This window comes from Streptomyces sp. NPDC023838 (genome assembly GCF_040639555.1).
Taxonomy (GTDB): Bacteria; Actinomycetota; Actinomycetes; order Streptomycetales; family Streptomycetaceae; genus Streptomyces.
Genome location: NZ_JBFAAD010000011.1, coordinates 193,470 through 216,532, shown reverse-complemented (window position 1 = coordinate 216,532; position 23,063 = coordinate 193,470). Strand labels below are relative to the sequence as shown.

Below are 23,063 nucleotides of genomic sequence, written 5' to 3'. Positions count from 1 at the left end.
AGGGGGCGTTCGCGTCAGATGCCGCCGGATGTCACGTGCCGCACGTCCTGGCGTCGACGTGCAGGGCGAGGGCGGTGTCCGGGGCGAGGGTGGCGGTGAACCGCCCGCTGCCGTCGACGGTGACGTTCCTGCCGCTCTGCACGTCGCAGTAGCCGCCTGCGGGAAGCGACGTCTGGAAGGTGCGGGTGAGCGGGGAGCCCTCGTGGTTGAGGGCCATGTACGCCTTGGCGCCACGGCCGAACGCGATGGCGTTGCCGCCGTTGTCCCACCAGTCGGCGACCGGCGCGGTGCCCGCCGTGTTGCGGAACTTGACCATGGAGCGGATCTCGGGCCAGGCATGCTGGCACTTCCACCCGTCGCTGTAACAGGCGTTCACGCGCCCGGCGTTGGGCGGTCCGGCGTCCTTGTTGCTGAACACATAGCCGGAGTGGACGTCCGGGGAGCCGTAGGGCCAGGCCAGCATGAAGACGTGGGCCAGGGTGTACCGGGCGCCGTCGTTGTAGGTGAGCGTCTGGCCGCCGCGCTCGGTGTCGTGGTTGTCCACGAAGACCGAGGCCTTGCCCGAGCTCATGTACCCCCAGCCCTCGCCGAAGTTCTTCAGGTACGCGAGCTTCTCGTTGTTGAACACCCGCTTGAGGTCCCAGGCGTAGCGGAACTCCTGGGCGTCGCCCGTGTTGACATACTCGGTGGGCTGGACGGCCTCGCCCGCGCCGTAGATCGTCTCCTGCTTCCAGTAGACGCCCGGGTTGGTCAGCCGGGACTTGATGGCGGCGAGGTCGTCCTCGGGGATGTGCTTGGCCGCGTCGACGCGGAAGCCGTCGACACCGAGCGAGAGCAGGTCGTTGAGGTACCCGGCGACGGTGTTGCGGACGTACTCCTCGCCGGTGTCGAGGTCGGCAAGCCCGACGAGCTCGCAGTGCTGGACGTTCCAGCGGTCCTGGTAGTTGCTGATCTCGGCCTTGCAGTCGTCGAGGTCGGCGGCGGAGTAGGTGCCGGGGTAGTCGTACTTGGTGTAGGACGTGCCCGCGGAGCCGGTGCCGGAGCCGCTCGTCATGTGGTTGACCACCGCGTCGGCGACGACCTTGACGCCCGCCGCGTGACAGGTGTCCACCATGGAGCGGAAGGCGGCGCGGTCGCCGAGCCGGCTGCCGATCTTGTAGCTGACGGGCTGGTACGCGGTCCACCAGGCGTCGCCCTGTATACGCTCCTGGGGCGGAGACACCTGGACGTATCCGTAGCCGTCGGGGCCGAGCTCCTCGGTGCAGGCCTTGGCGACCGACGCGAAGTTCCATTCGAAGAGGACGGCGGTCACGTCCTTGGGTCCGGGCGCGGCGGCGCCCGCCTGCGGGGCGCCCAGGACGGCGGCGCCCGCGGCGAGGGCGACGGCGGCGGCCAGTGATCTGCGCGTACGGCGGGGGCTGGGCGTGCTGGCGGTACGACCGTCCATGGGGGGGACCTCCGTGCGGGGATGCGGGGAACGGAGCTTCCTCCCGGGCGGCGCGGCCCGGCCGCTTCAGGAGGACTCTGAATGTTCTTGCTGAAACAACCGGAAAGCTGTTGCGGTCGAGACCGTAGGCGGCCCGGACGGCCTGGTCAACCCTTTGGACACACCCTCGCCATGCCGTGGAAATCTCACCGCTTCCTCCGCGCTTTCTCTCCGCAAAGCCTTTCGCAAGAGATTGCAGTGGTGTTACGTTCAACCATGTCTCGGCGCCGGGCAGTCGGCTCCGAATTGTGGTGGCGGACCGCACGCGCGCGCCTCCCGTTCGAGCCCGGCCGACTCGGGCAACTGCGGCGCCCGGGCCATCGCATAGGCTCGGCCACGACATGAAGAGCAACCTCTCCCCGCTGGCGCCCAAGGCCGACCAGGACACCGTCCGGCGGCACAACCTCAGCCTGGTGCTCCGGGCCGTCCACGACGAGGGCGAGTCCACCCGGGCGGGCGTCGCGGCGCGCGTCGGGCTGACCCGGGCGGCCGTGTCCTCGCTGGTGGAGCAGCTCCTGGAGGGCGGCTTCCTGACGGAGTCGGGCAAGACGTTCAGCGGGCAGGCGGGGCGGCCAGGCACCGTCCTCAAGCCGTCCAGGACCGGCGCCGCCGGAGTCGGCGTCGAGATCAACGTCGACTACGTGACCGTATGCGTGGTGGACCTGACCGGAACCGACCGGGTCCGGCTCACCGAGCGCCTGGACAACCGGGGCGCGGCGCCCGCCGAGGTGCTGGCCCGGGCGGCCCGGATCGCCTCGCACGCGCTGGACTCCGCCCGGCAGCAGGAGCTGCGGCCCGCCGGGGTGACGCTCGCGCTGCCCGGCCTGGTCGCGGGTGGCACGGTCCGCCAGGCGCCGAATCTGGGCTGGAACGGCGTCGCGGCCGACACCCTGTTCGCGCAGGCGCTGGCGGAGTACCCCAACACCCCTTCGCTGCCGGTGAGTTCGGAGAACGAGGCCAACCTCGCGGCGCTCGCCGAGCTCTGGTTCGGCGGCCCGGGCGAGGCCCGGACGTTCCTCTACCTCTCCGGCGAGATCGGCGTGGGCGGCGCCCTGGTCCTCAACGGCGAACTCCTGCGCGGCGCGCACGGCTTCGCCGGGGAGATCGGCCACGTCCCGCTGGACCCGGCCGGCCCCGCCTGCCGCTGCGGGGCGCGGGGCTGTCTGGAGCAGTACGCGGGCCAGTTGGCGCTGCTGCGCGGCGCGGGCATCGACGAGGACGCCGGCGCGGCGGGCGTGGCCGAGCTGGAGCGCCGGGCGGGGGCGGGCGACGAACGGGCCCTGGCGGCGCTCGGTACGGCCGGGGTAATGCTGGGCCGGGTGCTCGCGGGCGCGGTGAACCTCCTCGACCCGGAGGCCGTGGTCCTCGGCGGCGTCTACCGCGCACTGGCGCCGTGGCTGTCACCCCCGGCCGAGGCCGAACTCGCCGCCCGGGTGGTGTCGGGCCTGTGGCCGCACGACAGCGGCCGCCTGCGCGCCTCGTCCCTGGCGGGGGACGCGGCGCGGGGGGCGGCGGCGCTGGTGGTCGAGGCGGTACTCGACGATCCGGCGAGGTGGGCGACGCAGGGGGCGGGAGCCGAGTGAGGGGCGCCCCCCTCAGCCCCCTCCCATAAGCGCACCCCCCTCAGCGCGCCCTTCTCAGCGTCCCCCCTCACCGCATCCCCCTCAGCGCACCCCCATCAAATGCTCCATCGCGAGCTGGTCCAGCTGCTCGAACGCCATGCCGCGCGCCCCCGCCGCCTCCACGTCGAAGTCCTCGAAGGACGAGCGGTCACCCAGCAGCCCGTCCAGGCCGTCCGCCGCCGTCGGGCGGGCGAGGTCGTCCAGGCGTGAGGCCCGCAGCGCCTCCTGTACCGCCGGGTCGGCGCGGAACGCCGCCGAACGCTCCCGCAGGATCAGGTAGTTGCGCATGTTGCCGGCCGCCGAGACCCACACCCCGTCGGCGTCCTCCGTGCGCGGCGGCTTGAAGTCGAAGTGGCGCGGGCCCTGGTAGCCCGCCGTCTCCAGGAGGTCGACCAGCCAGAACGCGTCGCGCAGGTTCCCCGCGCCGAACCGCAGGTCCTGGTCGTACTTGATGCCGGACTGGCCGTTGAGGTCGATGTGGAAGAGCTTTCCGGCCCAGAGCGCCTGAGCGATGCCGTGGGTGAAGTTGAGTCCGGCCATCTGCTCGTGCCCGGTCTCCGGGTTGACCCCGACCAGCTCGGGCCGCTCCAGGCGCTCGATGAAGGCGAGCGCGTGCCCGACCGTGGGCAGCAGGATGTCCCCGCGCGGCTCGTTCGGCTTGGGCTCCACCGCGAACCGCAGGTCGTAGCCCTGCCCCACGACGTACTCCCCCAGCAGGTCGAAGGCCTCCTTCATCCGGTCGAGCGCCACCCGTACGTCCTTGGCGGCCCCGGACTCCGCACCCTCACGACCGCCCCACGCCACGTACACCTTGGCGCCGAGCTCCACCGCCAGGTCGATGTTGCGGATCGTCTTGCGCAGCGCGTACCGGCGTACGTCCCGGTCGTTGGCGGTGAAGGCGCCGTCCTTGAAGACGGGGTGGTTGAAGAGGTTGGTGGTGGCCATCGGCACCGCGAGGCCGGTGGCGTCCAGGGCGGCACGGAACCGCTTGATGTGGGCGTCGCGGTCGGCGTCGGACGAACCGAAGGGGATCAGGTCGTCGTCGTGGAAGGTCACCCCGTACGCCCCGAGCTCCGCGAGCCGGTGGACGGTCGCGACCGGGTCGAGGGGCGGGCGGGTCGCGTCGCCGAACGGGTCGCGCCCCTGCCAGCCCACGGTCCACAGACCGAAGGTGAACTTGTCCTCGGGGGTGGGAGTGAAGCGTTCCGTCATCGTCGTGTCCACCTCGGTGCGGGGCACCCCGACGGGCCCCTGCTGCTATTTGTTTACTGACATGATTAATATGCCACGACCACTCCGGCTTCCGTAACCCCGGAGCTTCACCTAATTTGTTTCGCGCACGCTCAAATACTCGCTCGCAGCAGAAGGGATGCCCTCGTGCCGCAGGCCCCGGTCGTCATCGGCGTCGACAGCTCCACCCAGTCCACCAAGGCGCTGGTCGCCGACGCGGAGACCGGGCGGCCGCTCGCCCTCGGCCGCGCCCCGCACCGGGTCGACGGCTCCGCCGGGGCCCGCGAGAGCGACCCCGAGCAGTGGTGGCAAGCGCTGTGCGAGGCGGTCGCGGCCGGGCTGAAGGAGGCGGGGGTCGACACGTCCGCCGTCACCGGCATCGCGGTCGCCGGACAGCAGCACGGCCTGGTCGTCCTGGACCGCGCCGGACGGCCCGTGCGCCCCGCCCTGCTCTGGAACGACACCCGCTCGGCCCCGCAGGCCGCCGCCCTCACCGAGGCGCTCGGCGGCCCGGACGCGTGGACCGCGCGCACCGGCTCGGTGCCCGTCGCCGCCGTGACCGCCGCCAAGTGGCGCTGGCTGTACGAGCACGAGCCCGTCCACGCCGAGGCCGCCGCCGGGATCCGCCTCCCCCACGACTTCCTCACCGAACGCCTTTCGGGCGCCGCCGCGACCGACCCCGGGGACGCCTCGGGCACCGGCTGGTACTCGACGGCGACCGGCTCCTACGACCCCGAGCTCCTCGAACTCCTCGGCCTGGACGCCCGCTTGCTGCCCGAGGTCGCCCCCACCGGCGCCACCCGGGTGGGATCGCTGACCGCCCGGGCCGCCGAGGCGCTCGGACTGCCCGCCGGGATCGCGGTCGCCGCCGGGACGGGCGACAACATGGCCGCCGCCGTGGGGCTCGGGCTCGGCGGCGCGGGCCTGCTCGACCACCCCGTCCTCAGCCTCGGCACCTCCGGGACGGTCTTCGCCGCCACCCGCACCCGGCCCGCCTCGCCCGCGCTCTCCGGGTTCGCCGCCACCGACGGCACCTTCCTCCCGCTCGCCTGCACCCTCAACTGCACGCTCGCCGTGGACAAGGTGGCGGCCCTGCTCGGGCTCGGCCGCGACGACGCCGAGCCCGGCGGCGAGGCGGTGCTCCTGCCGTACCTCGACGGCGAGCGCACCCCGGACCTGCCGACCGCCGCCGGACTGCTCACGGGCGTGCGCCACGCCACCACCGGACCCCAGCTCCTGGGCGCGGCCTACGAAGGCGCGGCGTTCACCGCCCTGCGCGCCCTCGACGACCTGTTGCGCACCTGTGGCCTCGACCCCGCCGGCCCGGAGGCCGCGGCCCGTCCGCTGCGGTTGATCGGTGGCGGCGCCCGGGGCCGTACCTGGGTCGAGACCGTACGACGGCTCTCCGGGCGGCCGCTGATCGTCCCCCGGGCGACCGAGCTGGTCGCGCTCGGCGCCGCCGCGCTCGCCGCGGCGGCCGTCAGCGGCGCGGACCCGGTGGCGACGGCTGCCGCGTGGGGCACGGGCGAGGGCGCCGCGCTGGAGCCGGCAGCCCGGGACAGCGCGACGTGGGAGCGCATCGCCTCCGTCCTCGACCGGGCGGCGCCGGTCCTGAGGTGAACCGATCGCTCACGTGACCCCGCACATCGAGGCCTCCGCGGCGATCGGATCACTGGCCGACTCCGGCCGCCACTTCACCTTCCTGGGCGCGCCGGGGCGGGTGCCGGACCCGAGCGCGGGCTGACGGGCCGGGTACTCACGCTCACCGGCTCTCGCGCAGCAGCTCGGCCAGGGCGCTGTCCATGTCGAGGTCCTGGTTCTCGGCCTCGGCGGAGACGGCCGCGTAGGTGCGGACGAGGAAGCGGCGCAGTGCCGCCGTGCCGAATTCGAGGAGCGCCAGACCGTCCGGGGAGCGCAGCTCCACCATGGTCTGGGTCCGTCCGAGCGGCCACACGTGCACATCGCCGGTGCCGGCCGGGGCGCGCAGTCCCCGGTCGATGAGGTTGCGGGCGAAGACCCAGGTCACGCCGTCGTCGTGGAGCGAGACCTCGGGCGGGAACACCATGCGGACGGCCAGCGGGTCGGAGCCGTCGTAGCTGAGGGTGACGGGGACGGGGACGCCTTGGGGTGCGTCGGTGACGAGGCGGGCCAGGACGGACTGTTCGACGGTGGTGGACATCGACTCGCTCCTTGCTGCCACTCCCGATCTGTGACCTGCATCACATCATCTCAATAGTCGCATATTCAACACCTTGCTTGAGATTTCGTGCGAAAGACCCGATTGCGGTTCGGCCGGCCGGACCGCGAAGAGGGGGCCTGGCACCACCCCGCTCCGGGGTCCAGACCTCCTGACCGGGACCCCCGCCGGGGCCGACGATCGTGGACGACAGGTCGGACGAACGTGGAAGCAGGGGGCCCTGACATGAACGGTCACACACGGCGGAACGTGCTGCGCGGCGCGGCGGGCGCGGCGGCGGGGGGACTGCTCGCCGCACGTGGCGGAACGGTCGCGATCGCCGCCGGACGAAGCACAGCGCGCACACCGGCACAGTCCACCACCGGCCGGCCCTTCCTGCACGGGGCCTTCGCCCCCGTCACCGAAGAGCTCACCGCCTTCGACCTCCCCGTCACCGGCCGCATCCCCCGCTCGCTGAACGGGCGTTATCTGCGCACCGGCCCCAATGTGCTCGGCCTGGAGGACCCCCGGGCGCACCACTGGATGCTGGGGGACGGCATGGTCCACGGGGTGCGGCTGCGGGACGGGCGGGCCGAGTGGTACCGCAACCGGTGGGTCCGCTCGGCCGCCGTCAGCCGCAAGCTCGGCGAACCGCACCCCGGCCCCGTCCCCGAGGACGACTTCGCCTGCAACACGCACGTCATCCCGTACAAGGGCCGCATCCTCGCCCTCCAGGAGAGCGGGCCGCTGCCGTACGAGCTCGACGGGGAGCTCAACACCCTGCGCCCGTACGACTTCCGCTCCACGCTGAGCGGCGCTTTCACCGCGCACACCAAGTACGACGCCCACGCCGACGAGCTGCACGCCGTCACCTACTACCCGACCTGGGACCACGTGCGGCACCTCGTGGTCGACCGGACCGGGCGGGTCGCCCGGACGACGCGGATCCCCGTCGCCGACAGCCCGATGATGCACGACTTCGCGCTCACCGAGCGGCACATGGTCCTCTTCGACCTGCCCGTCACCTTCGACGCGGCGGCGGCCGGGGCGGGCGCGCCCGTTCCGTACGTGTGGAACGACCGGCACCCGGCGCGGGTGGGCGTCATGCCCCGCGCCGGAGGAGAGGTCCGCTGGTTCGAGGTCGACCCCGTCTTCTACTCGCACACCCTCAACGCCTACGACCACGGGTCCTCGGTGGTCGTCGAACTCACCACGTTCCCGGCGCCCTTCCACGTCGCGGGCAAGGGATCCGACGGCCCCACCGCACTCGGGACCGCCTCGCTCGACCGCTGGACCGTGGACCTGGCGCACGGCCGCGTCCACACGCGGCGGCTCGACGACCGGCCGCAGGAGTTCCCCCGGGTCAACGAGGCGCTGGTGTCCCGGCGCCACCGGTACGGATACACCGCGGCCGCCGCCGAGATGTCTACCGCGTATCTGACGGCCGACGGTGTGCCGCCGGACCGCTCCTTCGGCAACGCCCTGATCAAGCACGACTTCCTGCGCGGCACCTCGCAGCTCCACCGGCTCCCCCGTGGCGCCGCCGTCGGCGAGGCGGTCTTCGTGCCCGCGCACGGGCCGGATCCGGCCCCGGGGGCCGCGGAGGACGACGGCTACACCCTGGCGTACGTCCACAATCCGGAGCGCGGCGCCGCCGATCTGCTGATCCTCGCGGCGCAGGACTTCACCGGCCGTCCGGTGGCCCGGATCCATCTGCCGGGGCGGGTGCCGCTCGGCTTCCACGGCAGCTGGGTCGCGGACGCCTGAGCGGGCAGCCGAGCGGGCACATGAGCGGGCGCGGTGCCGTGGTCGGCATGCTCAGCCGAGCTGGCTGAGCATGCCGACCACCGAGTTGACCGCGCTGTGCAGCGAGGGGGCGGCCGCCGTATCGGCGAAGTAGAAGCCGAAACCGGCGCAGATCAGCGCGTGGGACAGCTTGGTGCCGCCCTTGCGCCAGAGGAAGAACGCGCCCGCGGCGAGCGCGAGCATCAGAGGAAAGTGCACGGAGGGCAAGGCTCTCACCTCGTGACCCCGAGAGTGTCGAATACCGATCCGCCGCGTCGTCGCGGCAGACGGGTGAAAACCACCTCCGTCACGTTACGACCGCCGCTCACCACGCGCCACACGAGCGTCACCAGGGGTCATCACCCCAGGTGGCGACCTGTCCTCAGCGGGCCGTCGCGACCACGAGGCGGCACCGGGGGCTGCCGTCCGGACGCCGCCCGAGCTCCTCCAGCGCGTACGTCTCCACGCGGAAGCCGGCGCGGACGAGCTCCGTGCGGACGTCGGCGAGCCTGAAGTCCCGGTAGTACATGACGAATCGGGGCCGCCACAGCGCGTTGCGCACCCGCATCGCGGTGTCGAAGCCGAGCAGGGTCCAGTAGCCGAGGGAGCCGGGGCGGGCGGGCGCCGCCACCGGGAACGCGAACCGGCCGCCCGGTCGCAGCACCGAGCGGACCTGGGCGAACAGCCCGGGCCGCTCGCCGGGCAGGAAGTGCCCGAACGCGCCGAAGCTCACCACCAGGTCGAAGGCGTCCCGGAACGGCAGGGCGCGGGCGTCGGCGCGGATCCAGTCGACGTCCTCGGCCGCTCGCTCCCGGCCCACCGTCAGCATCCCGGCGCTGAAGTCGACCCCGGTGACCCGCTCGCGGCACACCGCGCGCAGCACGTCCAGGCCCGCGCCGGTGCCGCAGCACAGGTCGAGGCCGCGGCCGAAGGGACCGAGCCCGGCGAGGGTGTGCGTGACGGCGTCGAGGACCGGCCGCGGTGTGCGGTACGGAGTGAGGTCGAACTTCGGGGCGAGCAGGTCGTAGCCGTGCTCGACCGACGACAGTGCCTGGACGGCGAGTTCACGCAGAGTAGGGCCCTGAGAAGCGGACATCGGCCTGACCATATAGCCTCGTAAAGCCTCAGAAAAGGTACCAATCGGCTGGATGGGGAGCCGCCGAGACGGGAGAAAGCAATCGTGAAGTCCACTCTGACACACCGCTGTGCCCGGATGGCCGCGGCAGGCGCCCTGTCCCTCGCCCTGCTCGCCGGCGGATCCGCCGCGCTCGCCACGGCCGCCACGCCGAGCCCCAAACCGTCGCCCAGCGGCAGCAAGTACGCGTCGGCGGCGCCGGGTTCGCTGACCATCAAGGCGAGCGTCACCGAGGCGAAGGTGGGTGACAAGGTCACCTTCACCGGCCGGTCCAAGGGGCTGTCCGTCGGCAGCAAGGTCGTGCTCCAGCACAAGAACAACGGCAAGTGGACGACCTTGCACGCCGACACCACCATCAAGCAGGGCAGCAGCTACTCCCTGGAGTACAAGGTGAACAAAAAGGGCAAGGAGGAGCTGCGGGTGATGGACGGCAAGACCGTCTCCCCGACGGTGACCGTCACCGTGAAGTGACGTCAACGCCGTCGCGAGCCCTGAAGGGCTAGTCGACCTTCAGCTCGCCCATGGCGCTCCACCCCGTCGCACCCTCGATCGTCGTGCTCACGATGTCGGGGGTGCGGCGTAGGAGCGGGCGCATCGTCTCCATGGCCGCCCGGAAGTGGTCGGAGTTGACGTGCGCCTCGCCCGCGCCGTCCTGGAAGGCCTCGACCAGGACATAGGTGGTGGGGTCCTCCAGGCTGCGGGACCACTCGTACCAGAGGTTGCCCGGCTCGGCGCGGGTGGCGCTGGTGAAGTCCGCGAGGTGGCGGGGCCACTCGTCGGCGTACTCGGGCTTCACGGGGAACTTGACGACGATAAAGATCATTCAGTCATTCTATGCACGCTATGCACGGATTAATCACGTCGGCGGTGGGACACGCCCGGGGGTAGGGTGACCGCGCCCCGCAGGTTTCCGGACCCAGACCCCCAGGTGAGACCCATTACCGCGCTTTCCCGCTCCACCGTCGTGACCCGGCTCCGCGCCGCCGGCTGTGTCTTCGCCGAGGACGAGGCGGAGTTGCTGATCTCGACGGCCCGCACCCCGGCCGAGCTCGACGCCATGGTGGCGCGGCGCGCCGAGGGACTGCCGCTCGAACACGTCCTGGGATGGGCCGAGTTCAGCGGTGTACGGGTCGCGCTGGAGCCGGGTGTCTTCGTGCCCCGGCGCCGTACCGAGTTCCTGGTGGAGCAGGCCGTTCCGCTCGCTTCGGCGGGGGCGGTCGTGGTGGATCTGTGCTGCGGCTCGGGCGCGTTGGGCGCGGCGCTGGTCGCCGGGCTCGGCCGGGCGGAGCTGCACGCGGCCGACATCGACCCGGCCGCCGTGGAGTGCGCCCGGCGCAACGTCGCCGCCGCCGGGGGCCGGACGTATCAGGGCGACCTGTTCGCCGCGCTCCCCGCCGGTCTGCGGGGCCGCGTGGACGTCCTGCTCGCCAATGTGCCGTACGTGCCGAGCGAGGAGATCGAACTGCTCCCCTCGGAGGCGCGCGTCCACGAGGCGCGGGTGGCGCTCGACGGCGGCGCCGACGGCCTCGACGTGCTGCGCCGGGTGACCGCCGAGGCGGCGCACTGGCTGGCACCCGGCGGGCATCTGCTCTTCGAGACGAGCGAGCGCCAGGTGCCGCTCGCCGTCGCCGCGGTCACCGGGGGCGGCCTGGTCGCGCGCGTGGCGACCTGTGAGGAGCGGTACGCCACGGTCGTCGTCGCCACCCGGGCCGCCCCCGCCGGATAGTCAGGCCATCCAGAAGAAGACGGCCGTCATCCGGCTGTCCTCGATGGTGCTGCCCCAGTAGCCGGTGGCGGTGTGGATCATGTTGGCGTTGTAGAGGAGCAGCCGGTTGTAGCGGTGCGGGACGCGGACGTCCTCGATGAAGGAGTCCGGCGGCACGAACCGGGTGCCGAGCGCCTCGACCAGGTTGGTGTGCGGCGCCGCGACCAGATTGCCGCCCAGGACGCCGCCGGGCAGGCTCTGCCGGTAGAAGCTGGTGCCGCAGTCCTTGGGCACGTCCGGGTTGAGGTAGAGCACGGCCGCGTACCGGCACAGCGCGCGCGAGTCGGTGTGCGGGCGCGGCTCGCTCTCGTCCCTGCCGACGACCTGGACGCAGTTGTGGTTGAGCGTGGCGCCGCCGGGCGCCTTCTGCAGCCACAGCTCGCGCGCGCCGGTCGCCTTCTTGACCAGCCGCTCCACCCGGGCGAGTTCGGCGGGCTCCAGGCCCGGCATGGTGCGCAGCCCCGGCCAGGTCTCGGGCTTGCGGGGGTACCCCTCGATCCAGTCGTCCTTGGCCAGGCAGCGCGCGCGGACCTCGTCGACGTTGGGCAGGACGTCGTCGAGGACCCAGTAGTCCCGGCCGCGCGTGGGTTTGCGGTACGGCAGGACCGGGAGGGAGGGGTTGGGGGACATGCGGCCGAACCTACGTCCGTAACCCTCTGCATCTGTCCGTGAGTTGGTCAACCTTCTTTCAAGGGGCGGTGAAGCCTCCGCGGTGACGAAGGGCGCATTGCGGGGACATCCCGGCGGGAGGTCCCCGCGATGGCAAAGGCGGACCCATTTTCGTCCCAGGAGACGACTTCGGCGCAGGTCAGGCCTTGCGGCCGACGCCGCCGAACATGGCCACCTCGGCCGGCTCGCCGCCCGGCGCCTCCTCGGGCCGCCAGCGCGAGCACGACACCACGCCGGGCTCCAGGACCTCCAGGCCGTCGAAGAAGCGGGCGGTCTGCTCGGGGGTGCGCTGAGTGAGCTTGGGGGTGCCGTGCTCGTTCCAGAACGCCACCGCCTGGTCGACGTCCGGCATCTCGGGGTGGGTCACCGTGTGCGAGAGGACCAGGTAGCTGCCGGGGGCCAGCCTCTCCATCAGCTGGTGCACCAGGCCGTACGCCTGGGCGTCGTCCTCGATGAAGATGACCACGCCGAGCAGCATCAGCGCGACCGGCTGCGACAAGTCCAGCGTCTTCGAGGCGTGTTCCAGGATGCTGTCCACGTCGCGCAGGTCCGCGTCGAGGTAGTCGGTCCGCCCCTCGGGCGTGCTGGTCAGCAGCGCGCGGGCGTGGGCGAGCACCAGCGGGTCGTTGTCGACGTAGACGATCCGGGACTCGGGCGCGATGCGCTGCGCCACCTCGTGGGTGTTGTCGGCGGTGGGCAGGCCGGTGCCGATGTCGAGGAACTGCCGGATGCCCCGGTCGGCCACCAGGTGGCGCACGGCCCGGCCGAGGAAGAGCCGGTCGGCGCGCGCGTAGTCGCCGATGCCGGGGTGGAGCTGCCGGATCTGGTCGCCGACCTCGCGGTCGACCTCGTAGTTGTCCTTGCCGCCGAGCCAGTAGTTCCAGATCCGGGCCGTGTGCGGCTGGGAGGTGTTGATCCTGCTCCGAACGTGCTCGGGAGCATCGAGGTGGGCCGGGTTCTCGGTCACGGGCGTCGTCTCCTGGGGCCTGGTGGAACTGTCAATGATCAGCCTAGATGGCCAAGTTGACCCGCGTCCCGGAACCCGGTCGGCCGGTTCCCCGGGCAGGCGGGTGTCCGGATGACGTCATCGGCGCGCCTGCCGGGTTCCCGGGCGAAGTCACCCCCAGTCTCATACGATCATGGCTGAACGGTTCCGCTCCTCAGCCACCCTCGTATCGATGGAGGTCAACCGTGACCAGGACGGCTCACCGTATCCGCAATCTGACCACCGCCGCGGCCGCCGCCGCAGGGCTGCTGCTCGCGACCACCGGGTGCTCGTCGGGCGACGGCGGCTCCGGGGAGGCCGCGGGCGGGGTGCCCGTGGTCAAGAAGGGCAAGCTGACCACCTGCACCCATCTGCCGTATCCGCCGTTCCAGTCGGAGCAGAACGGCAAGGTCGTGGGCTTCGACGTGTCGCTGATCGACCTCGTCGCCAAGAACCTCAAGGTCGAACAGAAGATCCTCGACACTCCGTTCGAGAACTTCAAGACCGGTGCCTTCCTCAACTCCGGCGAGTGCGACCTCGCCGCCGCCGGTATGACCATCACCGAGGAGCGCAAGAAGAACGTCGACTTCTCCGTCCCCTACTTCGACGCCACCCAGGCGCTCCTCGCCACCAAGAAGAGCGGTGTCACCTCGCTCGCCGACCTCAAGGCCAAGGGCAAGAAGCTCGGCGCGCAGGCGGAGACCACCGGCGAGAGCTATGCCACCGGAAAGGGCTTCAACCCGGTCGCCTTCGAGAGCTCCGACGCGGTGCTCAACGGTCTGCGCACCGGCCAGGTCGACGCCGTGGTGATCGACTACCCGGTGGTCCAGGGCTGGCTCAAGGACAAGGCCAACGCCGATCGGTTCGCCCTGGTGGAGAACATCTCGACCGGCGAGCAGTACGGCTTCTCGGTCAAGAAGGGCAACACCAAGCTCCTCGACGCCATCAACAAGGCGGTCACGGACGCCAAGGCGGACGGCACGTACAAGCGGCTCTACGAACAGTGGATCGGGCCGCTGCCCAAGGCCCAGTCGTGACCTCCCGCCTGACGAGGCGTCAACGAAGGCGCGTCTCGCAGGGCATCCAGTACGCGGTCTTCGTGGCGGTGCTGATCACCATCGGCGTGCTCGCCGACTGGGACCGGCTGCGGAACCAGTTCGCGCAGACCGACCTCATCGGGAAGCTCTTCCCGGAGATCATCACCATCGCCCTGCGCAACACCGTCGTGTACACGCTCTCCGGCTTCGCCTTCGGCCTGGTGCTCGGTCTGGTGGTCGCGCTGATGCGGCTCTCGTCCGTGGCGCCCTACCGATGGGTGGCGGGCATCTACATCGAGCTGTTCCGGGGACTGCCCGCCCTGCTGATCTTCATCTTCGTGGGCGTGGCGGTGCCGCTGGCGTTCCCGGGCACGGAGATCCCCGGCGGTACGTACGGAAAGGTCGCCCTCGGGCTCGGTCTGGTGGCCGCGGCCTATATGGCGGAGACCATCCGTGCGGGCATCCAGGCCGTGCCCAAGGGGCAGATGGAGGCGGCCCGCTCGCTGGGGTTCTCGCACGCCCGGGCCATGGTGTCGGTGATCATTCCGCAGGCGTTCCGGATCGTCATCCCGCCGCTGACCAACGAACTGGTGCTGCTCTTCAAGGACTCCTCGCTCGTGCTGTTCCTCGGGGTCACCCTGGAGGAGCGGGAGCTGACCAAGTACGGCAGGGACCTGGCCAGCCAGAGCGCCAACTCCACCCCGATCCTGGTCGCCGGGCTCTGCTACCTGATGGTGACCGTGCCCCTGAGTTTCGTGGTGCGCCGCCTAGAGGCCCGCGCCGACCGGGCGAGGTGAGGAAGCGATGCCACAGAACGAGATCGAGATCCGCGGGCTGCGCAAGTCGTTCGGGGACAACGAGGTGCTGCGCGGCATCGACCTGGAGGTCGCCCGGGGCGAGGTGGTGTGCGTCATCGGCCCCTCCGGGTCGGGCAAGTCGACGCTGCTGCGCTGTGTGAACCTGCTGGAGGAGCCGAGCGCGGGGCAGGTCTTCGTCGGCGGCACCGAGGTCACCGACCTGGATGTCGACATCGACGCGGTGCGCCGCCGTATCGGCATGGTCTTCCAGCAGTTCAACCTCTTCCCGCACATCACGGTCACCGAGAACCTGGTCCTGCCGCAGCGCCGGGTGCTGCGCCGGGACAAGGCCAAGGCAGCCGCCGTGGCCCGCGAGAACCTGGACCGGGTCGGGCTCGCCGAGAAGGCCGACGCGTATCCGGCGCAGCTCTCCGGCGGACAGCAGCAGCGCGTCGCCATCGCCCGGGCGCTCGCCATGGGCCCCGAGGTGATGCTCTTCGACGAGCCGACCTCGGCGCTCGACCCGGAGCTGGTGGGGGACGTCCTCGCGGTGATGCGGGTGCTCGCGGGCGAGGGCATGACGATGATGGTGGTCACCCATGAGATGAGCTTCGCCCGGGAGGTCGCGGACCGGGTGGTGTTCATGGACGGCGGCGTCATCGTCGAGCAGGGTCCGGCCGAGCAGGTCGTGGGCGCCCCTCGGGAGGAGCGGACCCGGAACTTCCTCAACCGCATCCTGGACCCGGCGGCGGAGGCCCGCCCGACCTCACACCTGCCGCCCGGGGACGAGCCCGGCTGATGCGCGGTGTCCGCCTCCGGGCCCGCCGGGGGCGGACACCCGAGACCGACGCGAAGAGCCGGGTTCTGATGTGGCGTCAGGCCCCGGTCACGTGTCACCCGCGCGGTGATGCCGAGCAGCTGCCCCGGCGGCTCGATGGGCGCTGAGGCCTTACCGGTGGTATAGCGCCGGTAAGGCCTCACTCATCGCAGGGCACACAAGCGGACCAATAGGTAGAATTTCCCCCATGGGAGAGCGGTCTGCCGCGCCGACAGCGCCCGAGCTCGTCCTGGAGACCGACACCGGCTCCACGGTGATGAGCCCGAGCCGGGACTACCACGTCGGGCGCGATCCCCTCAGCGAGATCGTCATCGACGACGCCCGCGTCTCGTGGCACCACGCGGTGCTGCGCGTGGCAGGCGGTCACTGGACGGTCGAGGACGAGGGCAGCACCAACGGAACGTACGCCGACGGCCGCCGCGTCCACGAGTGGGGCGTGGGCCCCGGCAGCGTCATCCGGTTCGGCAGCCCCGCCGACGGCCCACGCGCCGTCCTGGTGGGCCGCGCGCCTCCGCCGGTCCGCGCCCCGGAGCGGCCGTCCGCCGTGTCCGTGCCGTCCGCGACCGGCGCCTTCCGGCAGCCCACCTCGGTGCGGCCGCTGCCGACCCGTACCGTACGGATCGGCCGTGCCCCCGAGAACGACCTGGTCGTCGACGATCTGGTCGTCTCGCGCCGGCACGCCGAACTGCGCGCCCTGCCGGACGGCGGCTACGAGATCCTCGACCTCGACAGCCACAACGGCACCTTCCTCAACGGCCAGCCCGTCACCCGCGCCCGGGTCGCCTCCGGCGACATCGTCGGCGTCGGCCACTCGGCGTTCTGCCTGGTCGGGGACGAGCTCCAGGAGTACGTCGACACCGGCGAGGTCTCGCTCGACGTCCAGGACCTCACGGTCGCCGTCGACCGGGGCCGCAAGACCCTGCTCGACCAGGTCTCCTTCCCGGTCGGTGAGAAGTGCCTGCTCGCCGTGGTGGGCCCCAGCGGCGCCGGGAAGTCCACCCTGCTGAACGCCCTGACCGGGCTGCGCCCCGCCGACCGGGGCACGGTCCTGTACGACGGCCGCGACCTCTACCGGGACTACGCGGAGCTGCGCCAGCGCATCGGGCTGGTCCCGCAGGACGACATCCTGCACGCCCAGCTGACCGTGCGCCGGGCCCTCGGATACGCCGCCGAGCTGCGCTTCCCGCAGGACACCGCCAAGGAGGAGCGCCGCGCCCGGGTCGACGAGGTGATCGGCGAACTCGGTCTGGAGCAGCGCGCGGCCCAGCCCATCCACAGCCTCTCCGGCGGCCAGCGCAAGCGCGTGAGCGTCGCCCTCGAACTGCTGACCAAGCCGTCGCTGCTCTTCCTCGACGAGCCCACCTCCGGGCTCGACCCGGGCATGGACCGCTCGGTGATGCACATGCTGCGCGGCCTCGCGGACGACGGCCGCACCGTCATCGTGGTCACCCACAGCGTCCTGAGCCTCGACGTCTGCGACCGGATCCTCGTCCTCGCCCCCGGCGGGCACATCGCGTACTACGGGCCGCCTCGCGACACCCTGGGCTTCTTCGGCTTCGGGGAGTGGCCGGAGGCGTTCGAGGCGTTCGAGCGGGACCAGCAGCGGGACTGGGCGGGCGAGTACGCCCGCTCGCGCTTCCACCAGCGGTACGTGGTCGGCTCCAGTGCGCAGCCGCACCTCGAAGGGGCCGCCGCCGCCCGGGTCGTGGGACCGCCGCCGAAGGCGCAGAGCTGGGGCGCCCAGCTGGGCACCCTGGTGCGCCGGTACGCGGCCGCGCTCGGCGCCGACCGGACCTTCCTCGCCATCATGATCGCGCTGCCCTTCGTCATGGGCGCCATGGCGCGTGCCCTGGCGGGCAGCAAGCTGACCCAGGAGACGGCGATGAACGCGCTGCTCATCCTGTGTGTCGGCGGAGTCCTCACCGGCGCGGCCAACGCCGTACGGGAGCTGGTCAAGGAACGCGTGATCTATCAGCGCGAACGGGCCGTCGGCCTGTCCAGATCCGCGTATCTGATGTCCAAGGTGGTGGTCCTGGGGACGATCACCGTGCTCCAGGCCGTCGTCCTGACGCTGGTGGCGCTGTTGGGCGTCAACCTGGGCGCGCCGGGCGGCAAGGGCGTCGTGCTGCCACCACTGGTGGAGATCACGGTGGCGGTGGCCCTGCTCGCGTTCACGGCGATGATGCTCGGCCTGCTGGTCTCGGCGCTGGTGCGCAAGGAGGAGGTGACGATGCCGCTGCTGGTGCTGCTCGCCATCGTCCAAGTGGTGTTCTGCGGCGCGCTGCTGAAGCTGCACGGCGTCCCGGGCATCGAGCAGCTGGCCTGGCTGATCCCCTCCCGGTGGGCGCTCGGCGGGATGGCGGGCACGATCGGGCTCTCCAGGATCGTGCCGGGCGAGCTGACGGGCGACCCGCTGTTCAAGCACGAGACGGCTGTGTGGCTGCTCAACATGGGCATGCTGGTGGCCCTGTCCGTGCTCTTCGGCTACTTGGTGGCCCGGCTGCTGCGGCGGCACGAGCCCGCCGTGATGCGGAAGTAGGCGGCCGCGATGAGCGCTCCCGTGGACTTCCTTCCCACCCATGTCGTCCCGCCCGGTGGCCTCGCCGCCTGGGAGAGCCCGGACCCCGGGCGCCCGACCGTGCCGCTGGACGCGCTGCTGCCGGTGCGGGTGATCGACCGGCGGGGCGACTGGGCCCGGATCCTGTGCGCCAACTCCTGGTCGGCGTGGGTCGACGGCCGCCTCCTGGTCACCGTCCCGCAGGGGCCGCCGGTGCCGGGTGCGCCCCTGGCCCGTACGGCCGACCCGCGTCCGCTCCTCGCCCGCGTCCAGGACATGCTGAGCCGCTACCGCAGCGCGTCGGAGGACCTGGCAGCGGGCCGCCTCGACGGCGAGACGTTTCACCGGCGCACCCAGGGGCTGCGGGCCGGCATGGTCGTCGACGGCGAGGCGATGTGGCTGTACGACGCGGAACACGAGCGGTGGGTGTACTGCGACGGGACCCGGCTGAGCACGTTCGCGGCGTCCGGGCAGCCGTCCGGGACGCCTGCGGTGCCCGACGCGTCCGGGCAGCCGTCCGGGACGCCTGCGGTGCCCGACGACCGGCCCCCGCCCGACGGGAGCCCGAGCGCGGCCCCGTACGACGCGACCCGGGTGGTCGGCCCGAACGGCGACGGGCCCGAGCCCGAGGGCATGGACGGCGCCCACTCCTGGCCCGGTGACGCCTGATGACACCCGAGAGCGACCTGTACGCCGGCCGGCCGGCCGACCTCGTCGGGCGGCGGATCGCCGGGTACCGGATCGAGCGGGAGATCGGGCGCGGCGGAATGGCCGTGGTGTACCAGGCCCAGGACCTGCGTCTGGAACGCAAGGTCGCGCTGAAGCTGCTCGCCCCCGAACTCGCCCGCAACGACACCTTCCGGAAGCGTTTCACCCACGAGTCGCGGGTGGCCGCCGCGATCGACCACCCGCACATCGTGCCGGTCTTCGAGGCCGGGGAAACCGACGGGGTCCTGTACATCGCCATGCGGTACGTCGCCGGTCGCGACCTGCGGGCGCTGCTCGACCAGGAGGGCCCGCTGCCGGTCGCGACGGCGGCCCGGATCGCGGCCCAGGTGGCCTCCGCGCTGGACGCCGCCCATGAGCACGACCTCGTACACCGGGACGTGAAGCCGGGCAACATCCTGGTGGCGCAGGGCACGGACAGCGACCACCCCGAGCACGTGTACCTCACCGACTTCGGTCTGACGAAGAAGTCGCTGTCGCTGACCGGGTTCACCACGGTCGGCCAGTTCGTCGGCACGCTCGACTACGTGGCGCCGGAACAGATCTCCGGCCGCCCGGTGGACGGCCGCTGTGATGTGTACAGCCTCGCGTGCGTGGTCTACGAGACGATGGCGGGCTCTCCGCCGTTCCAGCGCGACGACGACATGGCGCTGCTGTGGGCGCACCAGTACGACCTGCCACCCGCGCTGACCGGGAAGCGGCCCGACATCGCCGCCGGGGTCGACGGGGTGATGGCGAAGGCGCTGGCCAAGAGCCCGGACGACCGGTACGGCTCGTGTCTGGAGTTCGTGGCCGCGCTGCGGTCGGCGGCGAAGGGCACGGGGCCCGGGGGCCATCCGCCGACCCAGGTGGATCTGCGGGCGCCCGGCGCGCCGGAGCCGCCGGGACCGGCGCCCGAGCCGCCGGAGTGGGCGCGGCCGGTCTTTCCGGGGCTGGGGTGAGGGGTTGGGGTCAGGGAGTGAGGTGAGGGGTCGAGGTCAGGGGTCGAGGCGAGCGGTAGAGGTGAGGTGAGGGGGCGCGCCCGGTCTACCGGGACGGTCCCTCGGGGCGGTCGGCGGGCGCCCGTTCTCCCTCCGGCTCCACCTCTCCGCGCCGCCGCACCCGCCGGGCGAGGAGGCTGCCGAGGAAGCCCGCGACCAGGCCCCAGAGCACGGCGAAGCCCAGCCCCGTCCACAGGCGCGGCTTGAGGGAGACCTGGCCCGAGAGGCCGCCGCCGATGTCTCCGATGCCGAGCAGCGAGAGTCCGTAGTGCGCGGAGATCCGGGCGAGCAGAGAGACGGCCAGCACGGTCAGGGCGAGCGCGAGGGCCAGGTGCAGGGCGTGCTGCCACGCCCGTACGCGAGCGGGCGACCGGGCGGCCATCAGGAAACCCGCGGCCAGGACCAGCACGGCGGCGACCACCAGCAGCCACCACACCCGTCCGTCGTAGTCCGCGACGGTGCTCAGATTGAGGGTGGAGAGGTCGGGTGTACGCAGCACCTGGTCCAGTACGTGCGGCATGGGCAGCCCGAACGGCCCGTCCACCCGGCCCTCCCAGGAGGCGCCGAGCCCGAGCGTGAACGCCAGCCAGACGAGGTTCGGCAGGCCGAGCAGGATCACCGCGAAGGTCTCGGCCGTATGCCCCTTGACCACCGCGACCACGAGCCCCACGACGACGCCCAGCGCCACGTACGCCAGCAGCAGCACGACCATCGCGAAGGCAGCCGGGCGTACCGACTCCTGGAAGCGCAGCAGCCGGGCGGGCAGCGGGGCCTTGCGGGAGACCACCAGGGCGAGGAAGAGCAGCCCCGCGAGCCAGAGCAGCCCGTAGAGCAGGGTGAGCGGCACATCGGTCTCGAACCCGACCTGGGGCGTGGCGCCCAGCAGATCCCCGATGTCGCCGATGGTCCCGTTCCCGAGCCCAATGGTGAACCGCTTGCGGGCGAGGAACGAGAGGCCGAGGAGCGCGAGCAGCCACAGGACGGCCACCCGGGCGGCCCAGGCGGCCAGTTCACGGGCGCTCGCCACGGCTCGGTGCCGCAGCGGCCGCAGGAACCCGGCGGCGACGAGCAGCGCGCCGACGAGCGTGACGGAGAGCGGCAGCACGCTCAGACCGGCGTTGGTCTCGCCGATCAGCCCGGCGTCGCCCTTGACGTCGACGGAGCCGCCGACCGCCATGACGACGACGGCCGCGACGACGCTTGGGAAGGCGTTGTCGGGCAGGTCCGCCGCGCCGGCCGCGAGCAGCCCGAGAGCGGCGACGACGGCCATGGCGATCAGACCGGTCAGCACCGCCACGAGGGCCTCGACCCAGCCGTGGCGCGCGCGTCGCGTTCCCTCGTCCTCTGACGAATCGGGCGGTTTGTCCTGGCTCACGAGTGTCACGCTAAGCAGCGTCGGAGCGGTACGCCCGTCATGGGGGGCCGACCGCGTCAGCTTGCGGCCGGGCCGGGGCCCGGGCACACAATGGGCAGGTCGAGGACGCGCCGGACCCGTCGCGCACGAAGGACGAGCCGGACCGCCCGGGCGCGCTGCCGCTCCGGCCCCTGGGCCGGCGCAGGCCGCGGTCACGCAGGGTTGCCTCGGCCGAGTGCCCCGCACCCCCGCGGGACCCCAACGCCGGGAAGAAGAGCTCGTGAGCGTCGAACCTCCCCCCTCCGGCCGTCCCACCGGCCCCCCGTCCGGCCCCCTCTCGGGCCCCTCCCAGCCCGGCCGGCCCACGGGCCCGCCGAGCGGCGGCGGTGAGGGCGGTACGAGCGGCGGCGGCCACGACGAGACGATCGCGGTCGGTACGGGCGAGGGCGGCGGGGCGGGCGGGCCTTCGGGGCCGGGGCGTACGGGTGGCCCGGGTGGCTCGGGTGGCAAAGGCGACGGAAGCGGACCATCCGGCACCGGCCCCGGGGGCCCGGGAGGCCCCGGAGGCCCCGGAGGTCCCGGCGACCGCGGCTCCGGCAAGGGTCCGGGCGACGGCGCCACCCCCGGCAAGGAGGGCCGCCCCGACCGCCCCTGGTGGCGCTCGGCCCCCCGTATCGCTCTCACCACCGGCGCGATCGTCGCCGCCGTGGCCCTCGTCCTCGTCTTCACCCGCCCCGACGGCTCGTCCGGCAAGAAGGGCGCGAGCAGCGAGGTCTTCCTCCAGGCGGCGGGCAAGGACGGCCCGGAGCCGTTCACTCCGTCGAGCGCGCGGTACAGCTCCCCGCCCCCGTCCCCGCCCTCCCTGCCCAGCGCGTCCGCACCGGCCTCGGCCAATGTGACGCGCGGCGTGGACGGTTCGGCCCCCGGCCTCTACGGCGGTACGCGCAACAAGGCGAGCTGCGACGTGGAGAAGCAGATCGCCGCGCTGGCGGCGGAACCGGCGAAGAACAAGGCGTTCGCGTCCGTCCTGAGCATCGCCCAGGACGCCGTGCCCACGTACCTGCGCTCCCTCACCCCCGTACAGCTCCGCGTTGACACCAGGGTGACCAACCACGGCTACCGAAACGGTTCTCCGACCTCCTACCAGGCCGTTCTGCAGGCCGGTACGGCCGTGCTCGTGGACGACCGGGGCGTGCCGAGGGTGCGCTGCGCCTGCGGGAACCCGCTGATGCCGGCGGTCGCCCAGCAGGGCACGCCCAAGCCGACGGGTGACGCGTGGCCCGCGTACCAGCCGTCGAACGTGGCCGTCGTCGCCCCCGCCACCCATACGGTCGACCGGTTCGTCATGTTCGACCCGGACCACGACGAGTGGTTCTCGCGCCCCAAGGGCGACACGGGCGCGGGCGACAAGAAGACGACGCCGCCGGGGACGGCGCAGACGCCGTACGGCTCGTCGCCCACCTCCGGTGAGACCGCGCGGTCCGCGTCCCCTTCCCCGCAGCCCCCGACGACGTCGGCGCCGCGGCCGGAGACCTCGACCCCGTACGCCCCGGGGACGAGCAACACGCCGTCGGCGCCGGGCGGTTACTGACCCGAGGCCACCTTCTCGGTCCCCCACAAGCCGTCCCTCATAGGGCAGGTCCCGGGCGTCCGGCAATCCCCGTATCGGGTGCCGGTCCACTCCCGGGTGATTCGAACTGCGGATCACGGGCGCCTCACCCAGTCGCCCCAACGTTGCGAAACGTTCCGCTCCCCGCAATCGAACTTTTTCTCGACGACTCGGCCGTGACCCCTCGCTGATCAGCAGCGTTGTGTATACGTCAGGTTCCGCAACCGCCATCCGAGGAGTCGCCGTGGATGCCCGCACTCAGGTCACAGACGTTCATCTGGTGTTCGATCAGTCGGCCACGGGGAGGCGGGC

20 protein-coding genes and 1 pseudogene are annotated in these 23,063 nt (G+C 72.2%); 12 read left to right on the top strand and 9 right to left on the bottom strand.

Features of this window, described 5'->3' with window-relative positions; translation table 11 throughout:
* Positions 1–37: 37 nt before the first annotated feature.
* Positions 38–1,447: pseudogene (locus AB0G17_RS16890) on the bottom strand (alpha-amylase family protein); the annotation flags it as partial.
* Between the two features lie 380 nt (positions 1,448–1,827).
* Here AB0G17_RS16890 and AB0G17_RS16885 point away from each other — a divergent pair.
* Positions 1,828–3,069, top strand: coding sequence for an ROK family transcriptional regulator (locus AB0G17_RS16885; protein ID WP_361382317.1), 1,242 nt, complete (start codon positions 1,828–1,830; stop codon positions 3,067–3,069).
* Positions 3,070–3,150: 81 nt separating this feature from the next.
* Here AB0G17_RS16885 and xylA read toward each other — a convergent pair whose 3' ends face one another.
* Positions 3,151–4,320, bottom strand: a complete 1,170-nt coding sequence (gene xylA, locus AB0G17_RS16880) for a xylose isomerase (protein ID WP_361382391.1) — start codon at positions 4,318–4,320, stop codon at positions 3,151–3,153.
* Between the two features lie 165 nt (positions 4,321–4,485).
* On the opposite strand from xylA, the gene xylB reads away from it, so the two are divergent.
* Positions 4,486–5,958 carry a xylulokinase gene (gene xylB / locus AB0G17_RS16875; RefSeq protein WP_361382314.1) on the top strand — a complete coding sequence of 491 codons (1,473 nt, stop codon included), beginning with the start codon at positions 4,486–4,488 and terminating at the stop codon, positions 5,956–5,958.
* Between the two features lie 142 nt (positions 5,959–6,100).
* Here the strand turns inward: xylB and AB0G17_RS16870 are convergent, their stop codons facing one another.
* The gene (locus AB0G17_RS16870) at positions 6,101–6,517 is read right to left on the bottom strand and encodes an SsgA family sporulation/cell division regulator (protein ID WP_361382311.1); all 417 of its coding nucleotides are present in this window, start codon (positions 6,515–6,517) and stop codon (positions 6,101–6,103) included.
* A 243-nt stretch (positions 6,518–6,760) separates the two neighbouring features.
* Here AB0G17_RS16870 and AB0G17_RS16865 point away from each other — a divergent pair, with 243 nt between their 5' ends.
* Positions 6,761–8,281: a carotenoid oxygenase family protein gene (locus tag AB0G17_RS16865; RefSeq protein WP_361382308.1), complete on the top strand. Its 1,521-nt coding sequence runs from the start codon at positions 6,761–6,763 to the stop codon at positions 8,279–8,281.
* A 51-nt stretch (positions 8,282–8,332) separates the two neighbouring features.
* On the opposite strand, the gene AB0G17_RS16860 is transcribed toward AB0G17_RS16865, so the two are convergent.
* Complete coding sequence (locus AB0G17_RS16860) at positions 8,333–8,518, bottom strand: hypothetical protein (RefSeq protein WP_361382305.1); 186 nt, start codon at positions 8,516–8,518, stop codon at positions 8,333–8,335.
* A 163-nt stretch (positions 8,519–8,681) separates the two neighbouring features.
* Entirely contained in the window at positions 8,682–9,395 is a 714-nt protein-coding gene (locus tag AB0G17_RS16855) for a class I SAM-dependent methyltransferase (protein WP_361382302.1), read from the bottom strand.
* Positions 9,396–9,479: 84 nt separating this feature from the next.
* Between AB0G17_RS16855 and AB0G17_RS16850 the strand changes: the two genes are divergently transcribed.
* Entirely contained in the window at positions 9,480–9,905 is a 426-nt protein-coding gene (locus tag AB0G17_RS16850) for a hypothetical protein (protein WP_361382299.1), read from the top strand.
* A 28-nt stretch (positions 9,906–9,933) separates the two neighbouring features.
* Here AB0G17_RS16850 and AB0G17_RS16845 read toward each other — a convergent pair whose 3' ends face one another.
* Positions 9,934–10,257, bottom strand: coding sequence for a putative quinol monooxygenase (locus AB0G17_RS16845; RefSeq protein WP_361382296.1), 324 nt, complete (start codon positions 10,255–10,257; stop codon positions 9,934–9,936).
* Positions 10,258–10,371: 114 nt separating this feature from the next.
* Here AB0G17_RS16845 and AB0G17_RS16840 point away from each other — a divergent pair, with 114 nt between their 5' ends.
* Complete coding sequence (locus tag AB0G17_RS16840; RefSeq protein ID WP_361382388.1) at positions 10,372–11,160, top strand: putative protein N(5)-glutamine methyltransferase; 789 nt, start codon at positions 10,372–10,374, stop codon at positions 11,158–11,160.
* On the opposite strand, the gene AB0G17_RS16835 is transcribed toward AB0G17_RS16840, so the two are convergent.
* Positions 11,161–11,829, bottom strand: coding sequence for a DUF6445 family protein (locus AB0G17_RS16835; RefSeq protein WP_361382293.1), 669 nt, complete (start codon positions 11,827–11,829; stop codon positions 11,161–11,163).
* 178 nt (positions 11,830–12,007) lie between these two features.
* Positions 12,008–12,835, bottom strand: coding sequence for an SAM-dependent methyltransferase (locus tag AB0G17_RS16830; protein WP_361382290.1), 828 nt, complete (start codon positions 12,833–12,835; stop codon positions 12,008–12,010).
* Positions 12,836–13,059: 224 nt separating this feature from the next.
* Between AB0G17_RS16830 and AB0G17_RS16825 the strand changes: the two genes are divergently transcribed.
* The 6 genes from AB0G17_RS16825 (at position 13,060) to AB0G17_RS16800 (ending at position 19,749) form a co-directional block, all read left to right on the top strand.
* Positions 13,060–13,890: a transporter substrate-binding domain-containing protein gene (locus tag AB0G17_RS16825; protein ID WP_361382287.1), complete on the top strand. Its 831-nt coding sequence runs from the start codon at positions 13,060–13,062 to the stop codon at positions 13,888–13,890.
* On the top strand, positions 13,887–14,687 hold the full coding sequence (locus AB0G17_RS16820; protein WP_361382284.1) for an amino acid ABC transporter permease: 801 nt from the start codon (positions 13,887–13,889) through the stop codon (positions 14,685–14,687). The genes AB0G17_RS16825 and AB0G17_RS16820 overlap by 4 nt, the downstream gene beginning before the upstream one ends.
* A 7-nt stretch (positions 14,688–14,694) precedes the next feature.
* Positions 14,695–15,486 (top strand): amino acid ABC transporter ATP-binding protein, encoded by a 792-nt coding sequence (locus AB0G17_RS16815; RefSeq protein WP_361382281.1) that lies wholly within the window; start codon positions 14,695–14,697, stop codon positions 15,484–15,486.
* Between the two features lie 226 nt (positions 15,487–15,712).
* Positions 15,713–18,064: an FHA domain-containing protein gene (locus AB0G17_RS16810; protein WP_361382278.1), complete on the top strand. Its 2,352-nt coding sequence runs from the start codon at positions 15,713–15,715 to the stop codon at positions 18,062–18,064.
* A gap of 9 nt (positions 18,065–18,073) precedes the next feature.
* Entirely contained in the window at positions 18,074–18,751 is a 678-nt protein-coding gene (locus tag AB0G17_RS16805) for a hypothetical protein (protein WP_361382275.1), read from the top strand.
* Positions 18,751–19,749 carry a serine/threonine-protein kinase gene (locus AB0G17_RS16800; protein ID WP_361382272.1) on the top strand — a complete coding sequence of 333 codons (999 nt, stop codon included), beginning with the start codon at positions 18,751–18,753 and terminating at the stop codon, positions 19,747–19,749. The genes AB0G17_RS16805 and AB0G17_RS16800 overlap by 1 nt, the downstream gene beginning before the upstream one ends.
* An 85-nt stretch (positions 19,750–19,834) precedes the next feature.
* On the opposite strand, the gene AB0G17_RS16795 is transcribed toward AB0G17_RS16800, so the two are convergent.
* On the bottom strand, positions 19,835–21,058 hold the full coding sequence (locus AB0G17_RS16795; protein WP_361382385.1) for a streptophobe family protein: 1,224 nt from the start codon (positions 21,056–21,058) through the stop codon (positions 19,835–19,837).
* Between the two features lie 364 nt (positions 21,059–21,422).
* Here AB0G17_RS16795 and AB0G17_RS16790 point away from each other — a divergent pair, with 364 nt between their 5' ends.
* The gene (locus AB0G17_RS16790; protein ID WP_361382269.1) at positions 21,423–22,733 is read left to right on the top strand and encodes a DUF6777 domain-containing protein; all 1,311 of its coding nucleotides are present in this window, start codon (positions 21,423–21,425) and stop codon (positions 22,731–22,733) included.
* Positions 22,734–23,063 lie beyond the last annotated feature (330 nt).